This window comes from Marivita cryptomonadis (assembly GCF_002115725.1).
In the GTDB taxonomy this organism is placed as follows: Bacteria; Pseudomonadota; Alphaproteobacteria; order Rhodobacterales; family Rhodobacteraceae; genus Marivita; species Marivita cryptomonadis.
This window is the reverse complement of the sequence record NZ_JFKD01000015.1, coordinates 68,191-81,396: the sequence shown is the minus strand read 5'-3', so window position 1 is coordinate 81,396 and position 13,206 is coordinate 68,191. Positions and strand designations below refer to the sequence as shown.

Here is a 13,206-nt window from a genome sequence, read left to right as displayed (position 1 = left end):
AAGCGCCTTGTGATTGGCTATTCCGCGACCGACCGTTCCAACGCCGGATAGCGCGCCGCCAGTGTCACCCCGCGCGCCACAAATGAGATCAGCAGAGCCATCCACAGCCCGTGATTGCCAAAGTGTGGCACAAGCGCAAACGCGGCCACCCCGTAGACCAGCGTCGACAGCGCCATCATATTGCGCATGTCGGCGGTCCGGGTGGCCCCGATGAACACTCCGTCCAACATGAAGGACGCAAGTGCCAGAACCGGCGCGCAAATCATCCACGGCAGATACGCCGCTGCGGCCTCTTGCACCTCGGCATTCTTGGCCATCAGTGCCACGATATCGTTGCCGAAGCCCCCGAACCCCAAGGTCAGCAGCACAGCCGCGCCCAGCCCCCAGAGGCTTGCCACCGTCAACGCACGGCGCAAAACCGGCACCGCCCGCGCACCGACCGCCTGCCCCACCAGTGCTTCGGCGGAAAATGCAAAGCCGTCCAGCGCGTAGGAGGTGATGCTTAGAAACTGCAACAACACCTGATTGGCAGCGAGCGTCACATCGCCAAAGTCCGCCGCTACAAACAGGAAGGACAGGAAAATCACCTGCAAAAGCAGCGACCGGATCAGGATGTCCGAATTAACCTGCGCCATCCGCACCAACTTGACCCGGTCGAACACCCGCGCCCAATTCCGCCAGTCGGGCACTTTGAAAGCCGCACGACAGAGGTAGAGCCCCATCGCAAGCCCGCTCCATTCGGCAAGGAAGGTGGCAAAGGCCACCCCATTCACCCCCCAGCCCAGACCCAGCACGAACCAGAAATTCAGCACCACGTTGATGCCGTTCATCCAGACCTGCAGTACCAGCACCGCACGGGTGCGCTCTTGCGCGATCAGCCAACCGGTGATGCCGAACACGGCGATTGCGGCGGGGGCGGACCAGATGCGGATCTGCATATATCCGCTTGCCAAGGTTTCGACCTCGGGGCTGGCCGGTGACAGGCGGAACGCAGCCCACAGGATCGGCATTTGCAGCGCGATGATCAGCGCGCCACCGGCAAAGCCAATCATTAACACCCGCGTAAGGAGCGCTGCCACCTCGGCGCGGTTGCCCTGCCCCAGCGCTTGTGCTGCCAATCCCGTGGTGCCCATGCGCAGAAAGCCGAAGATCCAATAAATCGCCGACAGCACCACAGCCCCGATGCCGACCGCACCGATCGGCGCGGCCTCGCCCATCTGGCCCACCACACCAGTGTCCACCGCGCCCAGAAGGGGGATGGTCACATTCGACAGGACAATCGGCAGCGCGATCTTGAGAACGCGCCGGTTGGTGATGTCACGCGGCGCAAGGGCCGTGTCAGTCATTCGAGAGATCGGGTCTCGGCATCAGGAAATGCGCCGTCGCCTGTGCGAAGGGACGGTCCTTGTTGTCCTGCCACGCCGTGGCCTGCACCGAGGCATAGCGCCGCCCGGCACGGGTGATCGTGGCGCGGGCATAGGCGTCGCGCGGCAGACCCGAGCGCAGGTAGTCCACGGTGAAGTCGATGGTCTTGGGCAGGCGCGGCAGGTTGCCTGCGGCCAATGCCTCGACATCCAAGGCACCGCTTTCGAAGTCTTCCCAGATATAGGCCCAGCTGAGCGAGATCACGGCGGTGACTTCGAGAAAGGCCGCTGTGACGCCGCCATGAATGGCGGGTAGGATCGGGTTACCGATCAGCTTTTCATCAAAGGACAGCACACCGGTCAATTCATCCCCGCGCCGATCAAAGCTGATGCCCATGAAATTGATATAGGGCACACCTCCAACCAACGCATTCAACGCGGCATCGCGACGTTGTTTGACGACCTGAACCGGCTCTGGTGCTTTGCGTGCCATGTCAGCGGCCCTCCACGGTAAAGGCACCGGTGGCGGTGGCCACGGGGCGATCGGTGTCGTCATCACACGCGGTGGCGCGGACAAAGGCGACCGAACGCGTGATGTGATACACTTCGGCCCGTGCTGTGATCGATTGGCCTGGTGTGGCCGCGCGCATGTAGTCGATGCGCAGGTCGATGGTGGCGGTGCCCGCAGGCGCGTCAGGGTGGCTCATGACAGCAGCACCACCGCAGGTGTCCATCAAAGCCGACACCGCGCCACCGTGAATGACGCCCGACTTGGGATCGCCGATGAAGCGTTCATCATAGGGCATGGTGATTTCGGCCATACCGTCACCCAGCGCAGTGATTTCCATTCCCAGCGCCTTGGAATGCGGAATGGTCTCGATGAATTGCCTCGCGATCCTGGCTTTGTCGGCGGTCATACTCTGTCCTTGGCTGTTCTGGTCGGTTTACGCCCCTTCGCTCCGGGAAACCAGCCGTGTGATGACGCGGTTGCCCTACCGGCTGCACGCTTTTATGGTCACGCAGGAAGAGGGATTTGGAATGACTGACCAGCGTCTGAGTTTCAAGGAGATGTGCGCCAAGTTCGATGTGACGCCTCGCACGCTCAGGTACTACGAATATATCGAACTGTTGCAGCCCGACCGCGAGGGACGGTCGCGTTGGTATGGCCCGAAAGAGGTGGCGCGCATGACCCTGATCCTGCGCGGTCGCAAGTTCGGGTTTCAATTGGAAGACATCCGGCAATGGCTTCTGATCTATGAAAAGGACGGTACCGAGGCGCAGAATCGCGCGTGGATCGACCTTGCCGACCGGCAATTGGGCGAATTGGCCGAGCAGCGCAAACAGCTGGATGATGCAATCGACGAGTTGCAAAAGCTGCGCGACGACACAGCAGCGAAACTCGACGCCTGACCCCGGCCCCACACCCGTACACATCGCTGGCCGAGTCGCAGGCTGTGCTTTGTCGACTTGAGGTCAGGTATTCCTGACCTGCCGCTCTTGGTGGACTCAAAGCGGTTTGAAAGAATATTTCCACAGAATGCAGGTGACGTTGCCTGATCTTACGTCAACGCAAAAGTGACGTGGCGTCTGAGTTACGTCAACGTAAATTCCCATTGTAAGAAGGCGTCAGCCTTCGCATTTCGATGCCATGACCGGCACCGAAAAGGATGATGAAATGACCGACGACCGTATCATGACCATAAGGGAGATGTGTGACGCCTACGACGTCACGCCGCGTACCCTGCGGTTCTATGAAGCCAAGGAACTGCTGTTTCCGATCCGTGAAGGCCAGAAACGGCTGTTCACCAAGCGCGACCGCGCGCGCCTCAAGCTGATCCTGCGCGGCAAGCGCTTTGGCTTCAGCCTCGAAGAAATCCGTCAGCTTCTGGACCTCTATGACATGGGCGACCAGCAGCAGACACAATTGGCCCGCACGTACGAGATCGCACAACAGCGCCTGTCCGACATGGAAGCGCAACGTGACGAGCTTAATCAGGCCATCGACGAACTCAAGGAACAGATGCGTTGGGGCGAAAAGATGCTTGCCTCGATGGATCAAAGCAAACGCGCGGCCGAATAAGCCGCACCGCTTTAGGGAGACCGCAATGCCAAGCTATACCGCACCTCTGAAAGACATGCAGTTCATTCTGCACGACGTTCTGAACGCCTCGGAACAGGATATCCCCGGATATGAGGAGCTCGACCGCGACTTCACCGGAGCGGTGATCGAGGAAGCAGGCAAGCTGGCCTCTGAAGTATTGATGCCGCTGAACGCGGTTGGCGACACCGAAGGCTGCGTGCTGGAAAACGGCGTTGTGCGCACCCCGACCGGCTTCAAGGAAGCGTTTGACCAGATGCGCGATGGCGGCTGGACAGCACTTGACTGCGACCCGGAATATGGCGGTCAGGGCCTGCCCTACATCATGCAGACCGCAGCTCAGGAACCGTTTGTGTCGGCCAATATGGCCTTCCAGATGTATCAGGGCCTGACCCATGGTGCCTATTCGGCAATCTACATTCACGGGTCAGACGCGCAAAAGCAGACCTATCTGCCCAAGATGACCACCTGCGAATGGACGGGCACCATGAACCTGACCGAGCCGCATTGCGGAACCGATCTGGGCATGATGCGCACCAAGGCCGTGCCGCAGGATGATGGCAGTTACAAGGTGACCGGCCAGAAGATTTTCATCTCGGCCGGTGATCACGACATGGCCGAGAACATCATTCACCTCGTTCTGGCGAAAATCCCCGGCGGGCCTGATGGCATCAAAGGCGTGTCGCTGTTTATCGTGCCGAAATTCATCGTGAACGAAGACGGCAGCCTTGGCGATCGTAACGGCGTGTCCGTTGGCAAGATCGAAGAGAAAATGGGCATCCACGGCAATTCGACTTGTGTGATGAACTACGACGAGGCGACTGGCTATCTGGTGGGCGAGATGCACAAGGGCATGCGCGCGATGTTCACCATGATGAACGAAGCCCGCGTCGGTGTTGGCCTTCAAGGATATGCGCAGGCGGAAGTGGCTTATCAGAACGCGGTGGCCTACGCGAATGACCGGCTGCAGGGCCGCGATGTGACCGGAGCCAAAGCACCTGAAAAATCGGCGGACCCGATCATCGTGCACCCCGACATCCGCCGTAACCTCATGGATCAGAAAAGCTTTGTCGAAGGGGCCCGCGCGTTCACCTATTGGGGATCTTACCTGATCGACCGGGCGCACAAGAACGACGATAAAACCGCCGATGGCCTGATTTCCCTGCTGACCCCGATCATCAAGGGCTTTCAGACCGACAAGGGCTTCGAGATGGCGGTCAACGCCCAGCAGGTTTACGGCGGGCATGGCTATATCGAAGAATGGGGCATGTCCCAATTCGCCCGCGACGCCCGCATCGCCATGATCTACGAAGGCGCCAATGGCATTCAGGCGCTTGATCTGGTGGGCCGCAAGCTCGCGCAAGACGGCGGCAAGCATGTCATGGCATTCTTCGACATGATCAAGACCTTCGCGTCGGAAACCAAAGGTCAGGACGAAGCGTTCGACCGTGATTTCCTTGATCCGCTCAAGGCGGCGTCGAAGGATTTGCAGGCAGCAGCGATGTATTTCATGCAGAACGGTATGAAGAACCCGAACAATGCTTTGGCCGGGTCCTATGACTTCATGCACATGTTCGGTCATGTGTGCCTTGGCTACATGTGGGCGCGGATGGGGCTTGCAGCCTCGAAGGCTTTGAAGGACGGTGCGTCCGACGTGGCGTTCTACGAGACAAAACTGGCCACGGGGCGCTACTACATGGCACGCCAACTGCCCGCCACCAAGATGCACCTTGCGCGCATCGAGACCGGAGCCGAGCCGGTGATGGCGCTGGAGGCAGCCAACTTCTAAGGTCCGGGAGGACAGATGCCAAAACGCTTTCGCCTGACCCGCCGCTTTCCAGCCGCCATGACAGAGGACGGCTATCGCCGCCTCAAGCGGTTTGCCGAAGAGGCGGGGCTGGACGAAGGCGAGGCGCTGTCCTTTCTGTTCGAAAACTTCGACAGCGTCACGGATTCTGAGGCGCTGGGACATCGGCTCAGGCTCTTCAATGCAGAGCTTGAAGCGCGCAAGAGATAACGCGGGATGGGGGGAGCCATGCGATCAAACTGGATGACCGACGAGCACGAGATGCTTGCCGAGATGACAGCCAAGTTCATCGAAACCGAATGGCAGCCACTTTACGACAAGTGGCGCAAACAGGGCCAGATGGACCGCGAGACGTGGCAGCAGGCGGGTGAATTGGGCCTGCTCTGCCCCTCTGTTCCAGAAGAATATGGCGGCGTTGGTGGCGATTTCGGCCACGAAGCGGTGATCCTGATGGAAGCCGGCCGCGCCAATCTGGCAAGCTGGGGCCACGGCATTCATTCTGGCATCGTCGCACATTATGTGCTGGCCTATGGCACCGAAGAGCAGAAAAAACGCTGGCTGCCCAAGATGGTCACTGGCGAGTTGGTCGGTGCACTGGCGATGACCGAACCGTCCGGCGGATCGGATGTGCAGGGCATCAAAACCCGCGCGGTCAAGGACGGCAACGCGTACCGGCTGTCGGGGCAAAAGACGTTCATCACCAACGGTCAGCATGCCAACCTGATCATTGTTGCGGCCAAGACCGACCCGTCGCTTGGATCAAAAGGAACGTCTTTGGTCGTTGTGGAAACCGACGGCGCCGAAGGCTTCCAACGCGGGCGCAATCTGGAAAAGATCGGCTGCCATGCCGCGGACACGTCCGAGCTTTTCTTCGACAATGTCGAGATCGCGCCGGAAAACCTGTTGGGCGGCGAAGAAGGCCAAGGCTTTTACCAGATGATGAAGCAGCTGCCACAGGAACGCCTGATCATCGGCTGCGGCGCGGTGGGTGCCATGGAAGGGGCTGTTGCCCGCACCATCGCCTATTGCAAAGAGCGCGAGGCGTTTGGCGGACCGCTGACCCAGTTCCAGAACACCCGGTTCAAACTTGCGGAGTGCCAGACCAAGACCACCGTCGCGCGCGCATTTCTGGACAATTGCATGGAAGAGCACTTGCGCGGGGAACTGACCGTCGAGAAGGCCGCGATGGCGAAATACTGGCTGTCGGACACGCAAGGCGAAGTGCTCGACGAATGCGTGCAACTGCATGGCGGCTATGGCTACATGCAAGAATACGCCGTGGCCGAGATGTGGGCAGATGCCCGCGTTCAGCGCATTTACGGCGGCACCAACGAGATCATGAAAGAACTGATTGCGAGGGCGCTATGATGCGCCCGGCACCAGCGAATATGGCACCTGCGGGATGCCTCCGGCGGGAGTTTATCTGGCAAGATGAACGAGCGCGGCGAGCTCCACCCCGCCGGTCGGCCTCTTTACCACGCGGTGTCAGGCACAGTCGGCGGGGCTTCACCTTGCACATGGCTCAACTCTCCAGTCTGCCATGCCAGAGCATTATGCGGCGGTTAACCTTAACGGCCGGTGAAGAAGAGAGCCCCCCTGCTTCATCTTGCCAGATAAACTCCCGCCGGAGGCTCCCGGCCTTTCCGCCCACCCCTGACGTTTGAGGATCAGACCAGATGACCATTCAACTTTATTGCTTCGGCGAAAGCGGGCATTCCTACAAGGCGGCTTTGGCGCTTGAACTGGCTGGGCTGGATTGGGCACCGGTAAAGGTTGATTTTTTCAACGGTGAGACGCGCAGCCCAGACTACCGTGCAAACGTAAACGAGATGGGTGAAGCGCCAGTGCTGGTGGATGGCGACGTGAAGCTCACGCAGTCAGGCGTCATCCAGACCTACCTGTCGGACACTTACGGTAAGTTTGGCGGCAAAGACGCCATGGAGAAGCTGGAAATCCTGCGCTGGATCATCTGGGATAACCAGAAATTCAGCGGCACGTCGGGGCCTCTGCGGTTCCTGATGAATTTCCTGCCCGAAGACAAACGCCCGGCCGAGGTCATCGCGTTCATGCAGGGGCGGATGAAAGCAGCTTACGGCGTCCTCGACGCACATCTGGAGGGGCGCGACTGGATTGTCGGCGACGCTGTCACCAATGCGGACCTGACGTGCTGCGGCTATCTTTTTTACCCCGAACCGTTCGGTTTCGACCGCGCGGACTGGCCGAATATCGACCGCTGGCTGTCCAACATCCAAGGACTGCCCGGTTGGAAACACCCATACGATTTGATGCCCGGATCCCCTGCGGACCGCGCTTGAAACTGTGCCTGAGACGGAGAGCAGAATGACTGAAGCCTATATCTATGACGCTGTGCGCACGCCGCGTGGCAAAGGCCGCAAAGACGGCAGCCTGCACGAAGTGACCAGCGTCCGCCTGAGCGCCCAAGTGCTGGACGCCGTAAAGGATCGCAACGGGCTTGAAGGACATGCCGTCGAAGACGTGATCTGGGGCAATGTCACTCAGGTGGGTGAACAGGGCGGCTGTCTTGCGCGGACCGCTGTTCTGGCCTCGGGCCTTGATCAGTCGATCCCGGGTCTGGCGATCAACCGGTTCTGTGCCTCGGGCATGGAAGCGGTGAACCTGGCGGCAAACCAGGTGCGTGGTGGCGCGGGACATGCCTATATCGCGGGTGGTGTCGAAATGATGGGCCGTGTTGCCATGGGCAGCGATGGGGCGGCGATTGCCGTTGATCCATCGGTCGCGATGGAAAGCTATTTCGTACCACAGGGCATTTCGGCAGACATCATCGCGACCGAATACGGGTTCAGCCGCGATGACGCGGACCAACTGGCCGTGGAGAGTCAAAAGCGCGCGAAAGCGGCCTGGGATGACAAGCGATTCGCCAAGTCGATCATCACCGTGCGCGATCAGAACGGTCTGAGCATTCTGGATCACGACGAATACATGCGTCCCGGCACCGACATGCAGAGCCTTGGAGCGCTCAACCCTGCGTTCCAGCAGATGGGCGAAATGATGCCCGGTTTTGATGCCATCGCGCTGATGAAGTACCCGCATCTGGAGCGGATCAACCACATCCACCATGCCGGCAATTCATCGGGCATCGTCGACGGGGCCGCTGGTGTGTTGATCGGCAACAAGGAATTCGGTGAGAAATGGGGCCTCAAACCCCGTGCGCGGATCAAGGCAACGGCCAAGATCGGCACCGATCCGACCATCATGCTGACAGGCCCGGTTCCGGTGACCGAAAAGATCCTTGCAGACAGCGGCATGAGCATCAGCGACATTGACCTTTTCGAGGTGAACGAGGCCTTTGCATCGGTCGTGCTGCGCTTCATGCAGGCATTCAACGTGGATGCGGACAAAGTGAACGTCAATGGCGGCTCCATCGCAATGGGTCACCCATTGGGGGCCACCGGCGCAATCATCATCGGTACGCTGCTGGATGAGTTGGAGCGCACCGGCAAAGGCACGGGGCTGGCCACGCTCTGCATCGCATCAGGAATGGGGGCCGCGACCATCATCGAGCGGGTCTGACAATGCCCACCAGCGTCCATGTGACCGCCTACGAGATTGGCTACACGCTTTTGGAGAAAACAAAGCGTGCTTATTTCGAGGACGATTTTGCGCTTTTCGTGAGTGCATTCATGCTGCCGCATGAACATGTGACGCTGCAGGGCTGGGCAGTTCTGGAAACCGAGGACGACTTGTTGGTGCTGTTCGAGCGGATGAAGGCTCAGTTCAGCCAATTGGAGGTGGACGATATCGTCAGGCCGCTTGTGTCGGCAGAATTCGTGACACCGTTCAAGATAGAGGCAACAGCTGAGTCGCATATCTTTTCTCGAGGCCAGAGAGTGGCCGAGCCCTACGCGGTACAGTCTACACTGCTGCGATGTGGCCCGGAGTGGCGCATCGCCACGGCCAATTACTGTGTGCCGTTGACGACCAAGGGGCTGCCCACGGCTTTGATGCCGGACGCATTTCCTTCCGAAAGCCTGAAACGCTCAAAGGGAGGGCAGGATGATGACTGGTCTTACTGAGATTGCAGCGCCATGCAGCACGGTGCGCAGTCTGTCCTGTCTCAAAAAGCAGGAGGCTCTGTGATGACAGCATCAGAAGCCGTCCTCATTTATCAGGACAACCTCGATGTGGTGTCACGGGCGCTGATGGATTGCGATTTGCCACTGATGATGCGCCACATCGCCGTACCCAACATGATGTCGACCAAAGACACCGAGATCGTGATGTCCTCGCCCGAGGAGCTCGACATTGTCATGTCGGACTTTCGAAACCAACTTTTGGCGCGCGGCGTCGAGACTTACGAGCGGACATGTATCGAAGCCGCTTTTGTCGCCGGACGGGACGATATGATTGCTGGTCGTCACAAGACCGCAACGACCGGGGAAGATGGCGTCGCGGTTGCGGAATATCTCAATCACATGGTGCTGATGCGGATCGACGGCCAATGGAAGGGCATTTGGCTGCAAGCGATCATGGACAATACCGAATTACAGATCCTCAGCCCCGATATCGCAGCGGCGCAGGCAGAAGCCCGCCGGATGCTGAACACACTTCGCCGCTGATGCGGCGCTTGGACAAACCCAATGAAGGGAAAACATAAATGACCGATTTCACAATGAGCAAGGACGCCGAGGGCGTCGCGACGATCACCTGGGACGTGCCTGAAAAGTCGATGAATGTGCTGAGCTTTGAAGGCTTGCAGACGCTCAACGATCTTGTGGACGACGCGCTGGCAGACGAGGCGGTGAAGGGCATCATCATCACCAGCGGCAAGGCCGATTTCGCCGCTGGGATGGACCTGAACGTCTTGGCCACGCTCAAGGAAGCGGGCGCGGAGGCGGTGTTCGACGGGATCATGAAAATGCATGGTGTTCTGCGCAAGATCGAGCGCGCGGGCATGGATGCCAAGACCAACAAAGGCGGCAAGCCTGTTGCAGCGGTACTGCCGGGCACCGCTTTGGGCATTGGGCTGGAAATTCCACTGGCCTGCCACCGCGTGTTTGCCGCCGAAAACCCCAAGGCCAAGATCGGTCTGCCAGAAATCATGGTCGGCATCTTCCCCGGTGCCGGTGGCACGACCCGTGTGGCGCGCAAGATGGGTGCGATGGCGGCCTCGCCGTTCCTGTTGGAAGGCAAGCTGTCGGACCCGGTCAAAGCCAAGGCGGCCGGTCTGATTGACGAAGTGTCCGCCGATCCGATGGCCGATGCGCGCGCTTGGGTGCTCAGCGCGGGTGATGCGGACATCCTCAAGCCGTGGGATGCGAAGGGCTACAAGATGCCCGGCGGCGCACCGTACCACCCTGCGGGCTTCATGACGTTTGTGGGCGCTTCTGCGATGGTCAACGGCAAGACCAAGGGCGTCTACCCCGCAGCCAAGGCGTTGCTCTCGGCCGTCTACGAAGGCGCGATGGTGGATTTCGACACGGCTCTCAAAATCGAGGCGCGGTGGTTCACCTCCGTGATCATGAACCCGTCGTCGTCGGCGATGATCCGGTCGCTTTTCATCAACAAAAGCGCGTTGGAAAAAGGTGCTGTGCGCCCGGCAAATGTGGACGATCAGCGGGTCAAGAAAGTTGGCGTGTTGGGCGCGGGCATGATGGGCGAGGGTATTGCGCTGGTGTCGGCGCAGGCGGGTATCGAGGTTGTCTTGCTCGACCGTGATCAGGCGGCGGCGGACAAGGGCAAAGCCTATGTTGCGGACTACACCGCTAAAGGTGTGAGCCGGAAGAAAATCACGCAGGACAAGGCAGATGCGATGCTGGCTCGGATCACCGCGACCACGGATTACACCGATCTGGCGGGCTGTGACCTGATTGTCGAAGCGGTGTTCGAAGACCCCAAGATCAAGGCAGAGGTGACCGCAAAAGTCGAAGCTGTGATTGGTGAGGATTGCATCTTTGCCACCAACACCTCGACCCTACCGATCAGCGAACTGGCCAAGGCCAGCAAACGGCCTGAGCAATATATCGGCATTCACTTCTTCAGCCCGGTCGAGAAGATGATGCTGGTCGAGATCATCAAGGGCAAGGAAACCGGGGACCGTGCCGTTGCCAAGGCGTTGGACTTTGTGCGTCAGATCCGCAAGACCCCGATCGTGGTCAACGATGCGCGGTTCTTCTACGCCAACCGCTGCATCATTCCGTATATAAACGAAGGCATTCGGATGGTGAAGGAAGGCGTGTCCCCTGCCCTGATCGAAAACGCAGCCAAGATGGTCGGTATGCCGCTGGGTCCGCTGCAACTGGTCGATGAGACCTCGATCGATCTGGGGGCCAAGATCGCCCGTGCCACACGTGCGGCGATGGGTGACGCGTATCCCGATGGCGCGGTCGACGAAGTGATCTTCTGGATGGAAGAGCAAGGGCGTCTGGGCCGCAAGTCGAAGGCGGGCTTTTATGACTATGACGACAAGGGCAAACGCCAAGGGCTGTCCGAGGTGGTCAAGGCGCAGTACCCCGAGTCCGACGACCAGCCCGATCTGATCGACGTGCAACATCGTCTTCTGTTCGTGCAATCGCTCGAAGCGGTGCGTGCGCTGGAAGATGGAGTGCTGATGGACATCCGCGAGGGTGACGTGGGCGCGATCCTTGGTTGGGGCTTTGCGCCGTGGTCAGGTGGCCCGCTGTCGTGGTTCGACATGTTGGGCGCTGAATACGCGGCAGAACGCTGTGACCAACTGGTCGAGGCTTATGGTGACCGGTTCGCCTGCCCTGACCTGCTGCGCGAGATGGCGGCAAAGAGCCAGAGCTTCTACGGTCGGTTTGCACCGGAAAAGTCGGCGGCCTGAGAACAGTGCCGGGCAAAGGCCCGGCCTACGCCAATGCGTTTTGATATAGCTTAGGCCGGGCTTCAGCCCGGCCTTTCGCGTTTGGACTTACTCCGACCGTAGCGCCGCAAACCGCTCCATCCGGTCGATCTGAGGGGCCATGGTGCACCATTCATCTTCGACTGCGACCCAATGCGCGTCGCGGGTTTCGGCGTGGACAATGATGCGGCCCGGTTCTGATGTGATCTCGGGCACCATGATCATGTTGAGGAAAAGGGCGAAGGCTTCGGCTGTCAGACACATGGGAAAACTCCTTTTTCAAGTGTCCTCCCGTTTGCGATACCCACCTCTGACGGGTGGTGATGTCAGACTAACGCGACACCCTTACTTTCCAGTTAAGCAGCGATGCTGCAATGCAGCATATGAAGGCCAAATGCTCACACAGCAGGCAAAACCTGCTGTCACGCACAACAATCAGGCGTCGAACTGATAGCCGAACCGGGCAATATCATCCGCGCACATGGCCGCTACGGCATCGGCAGTCTGATCCGTATAGGCCGCGCGGTAGTCACTTGGCCGCTCCGACGGATTGGCGTGGGGCATGGTCAGCGGGACGCCGATATGATCCTCGACCGGGGCAAGGTCTTGCCTCAGATGTTCCAACCGCACATAGGCTGAACACCGTTCGACCCCGGATGCATCGCTGACATAGCGTGCCGCGGGAAAGGCGCGCAGGCTGGCGTCTGTCTCAGGGTGCAGGATGAAGCCGTCGAACGGCTCTGACTTGGCGAGTGCGACGGCGGGGTGATCGAAACTCTGCCCCCGCAGCCAGTGGTAATAACTGACCATCCGGTCCCATGGATTGCGCACTAAGGTGAAGATGAACATCGCATCCAGTTCGGACGGCGAAACCGCCCCATCAAGATCGGCCAGCGTGCTGTGTTTCCACAACCGTCCCTTGGCCGCCAGCGTCTTTACCCGCCCCTTGCGCTTGATCGCCTTGGGGGTATCGCCAATCAGAATGTCGTCTCGATGCGCGCGCGCCTCCAACGCCAACGCAAGCGACGTGCCTCCTGTTTTGGGGATGTGAACAAAGATGAATTTGCGGGCGGGCGAGATAATCATGCGCCAGAGG

15 protein-coding genes are annotated in these 13,206 nt (G+C 59.6%); 10 read left to right on the top strand and 5 right to left on the bottom strand.

The window, feature by feature from the left end; translation table 11 throughout:
• Nucleotides 1-17: 17 nt before the first annotated feature.
• The 3 genes from MCRY_RS16320 to MCRY_RS16310 are packed head-to-tail and all read right to left on the bottom strand — an operon-like array spanning nucleotide 18 to nucleotide 2,281.
• The gene (locus MCRY_RS16320; protein ID WP_085631828.1) at nucleotides 18-1,346 is read right to left on the bottom strand and encodes an MATE family efflux transporter; all 1,329 of its coding nucleotides are present in this window, start codon (nucleotides 1,344-1,346) and stop codon (nucleotides 18-20) included.
• The gene (locus MCRY_RS16315) at nucleotides 1,339-1,857 is read right to left on the bottom strand and encodes a PaaI family thioesterase (RefSeq protein ID WP_085631826.1); all 519 of its coding nucleotides are present in this window, start codon (nucleotides 1,855-1,857) and stop codon (nucleotides 1,339-1,341) included. Before MCRY_RS16315 ends, MCRY_RS16320 begins: the two co-directional genes overlap by 8 nt.
• A gap of 1 nt (nucleotide 1,858) precedes the next feature.
• The gene (locus MCRY_RS16310) at nucleotides 1,859-2,281 is read right to left on the bottom strand and encodes a PaaI family thioesterase (protein WP_085631824.1); all 423 of its coding nucleotides are present in this window, start codon (nucleotides 2,279-2,281) and stop codon (nucleotides 1,859-1,861) included.
• Between the two features lie 121 nt (nucleotides 2,282-2,402).
• On the opposite strand from MCRY_RS16310, the gene MCRY_RS16305 reads away from it, so the two are divergent.
• From MCRY_RS16305 to MCRY_RS16260, 10 genes are all read left to right on the top strand, one after another.
• Nucleotides 2,403-2,774 (top strand): MerR family transcriptional regulator, encoded by a 372-nt coding sequence (locus tag MCRY_RS16305; protein ID WP_085631906.1) that lies wholly within the window; start codon nucleotides 2,403-2,405, stop codon nucleotides 2,772-2,774.
• A gap of 265 nt (nucleotides 2,775-3,039) precedes the next feature.
• Nucleotides 3,040-3,444, top strand: a complete 405-nt coding sequence (locus MCRY_RS16300; RefSeq protein WP_085631904.1) for a MerR family transcriptional regulator — start codon at nucleotides 3,040-3,042, stop codon at nucleotides 3,442-3,444.
• Between the two features lie 25 nt (nucleotides 3,445-3,469).
• Nucleotides 3,470-5,251 carry an acyl-CoA dehydrogenase C-terminal domain-containing protein gene (locus tag MCRY_RS16295; protein WP_085631822.1) on the top strand — a complete coding sequence of 594 codons (1,782 nt, stop codon included), beginning with the start codon at nucleotides 3,470-3,472 and terminating at the stop codon, nucleotides 5,249-5,251.
• A 15-nt stretch (nucleotides 5,252-5,266) separates the two neighbouring features.
• Nucleotides 5,267-5,479 carry a hypothetical protein gene (locus MCRY_RS16290; RefSeq protein WP_085631820.1) on the top strand — a complete coding sequence of 71 codons (213 nt, stop codon included), beginning with the start codon at nucleotides 5,267-5,269 and terminating at the stop codon, nucleotides 5,477-5,479.
• 18 nt (nucleotides 5,480-5,497) lie between these two features.
• Entirely contained in the window at nucleotides 5,498-6,637 is a 1,140-nt protein-coding gene (locus MCRY_RS16285; protein WP_138488205.1) for an acyl-CoA dehydrogenase family protein, read from the top strand.
• A gap of 308 nt (nucleotides 6,638-6,945) precedes the next feature.
• Nucleotides 6,946-7,584 (top strand): glutathione S-transferase family protein, encoded by a 639-nt coding sequence (locus MCRY_RS16280; RefSeq protein ID WP_085631816.1) that lies wholly within the window; start codon nucleotides 6,946-6,948, stop codon nucleotides 7,582-7,584.
• A gap of 25 nt (nucleotides 7,585-7,609) precedes the next feature.
• Nucleotides 7,610-8,821: an acetyl-CoA C-acetyltransferase gene (locus MCRY_RS16275; protein WP_085631814.1), complete on the top strand. Its 1,212-nt coding sequence runs from the start codon at nucleotides 7,610-7,612 to the stop codon at nucleotides 8,819-8,821.
• A 2-nt stretch (nucleotides 8,822-8,823) separates the two neighbouring features.
• Entirely contained in the window at nucleotides 8,824-9,324 is a 501-nt protein-coding gene (locus MCRY_RS16270) for a hypothetical protein (RefSeq protein WP_085631812.1), read from the top strand.
• Nucleotides 9,325-9,387: 63 nt separating this feature from the next.
• Complete coding sequence (locus MCRY_RS16265) at nucleotides 9,388-9,867, top strand: hypothetical protein (protein ID WP_085631810.1); 480 nt, start codon at nucleotides 9,388-9,390, stop codon at nucleotides 9,865-9,867.
• A gap of 38 nt (nucleotides 9,868-9,905) precedes the next feature.
• The gene (locus MCRY_RS16260) at nucleotides 9,906-12,092 is read left to right on the top strand and encodes a 3-hydroxyacyl-CoA dehydrogenase NAD-binding domain-containing protein (RefSeq protein ID WP_085631808.1); all 2,187 of its coding nucleotides are present in this window, start codon (nucleotides 9,906-9,908) and stop codon (nucleotides 12,090-12,092) included.
• A gap of 87 nt (nucleotides 12,093-12,179) precedes the next feature.
• Here the strand turns inward: MCRY_RS16260 and MCRY_RS16255 are convergent, their stop codons facing one another.
• Together MCRY_RS16255 and MCRY_RS16250 are read right to left on the bottom strand one after the other, a co-directional pair.
• A complete protein-coding gene (locus MCRY_RS16255) occupies nucleotides 12,180-12,374 on the bottom strand; it encodes a hypothetical protein (RefSeq protein ID WP_085631806.1) in 195 nt (64 codons plus the stop codon).
• Between the two features lie 171 nt (nucleotides 12,375-12,545).
• Nucleotides 12,546-13,196 carry a sulfotransferase family 2 domain-containing protein gene (locus MCRY_RS16250; protein WP_085631804.1) on the bottom strand — a complete coding sequence of 217 codons (651 nt, stop codon included), beginning with the start codon at nucleotides 13,194-13,196 and terminating at the stop codon, nucleotides 12,546-12,548.
• Nucleotides 13,197-13,206: the final 10 nt, after the last annotated feature.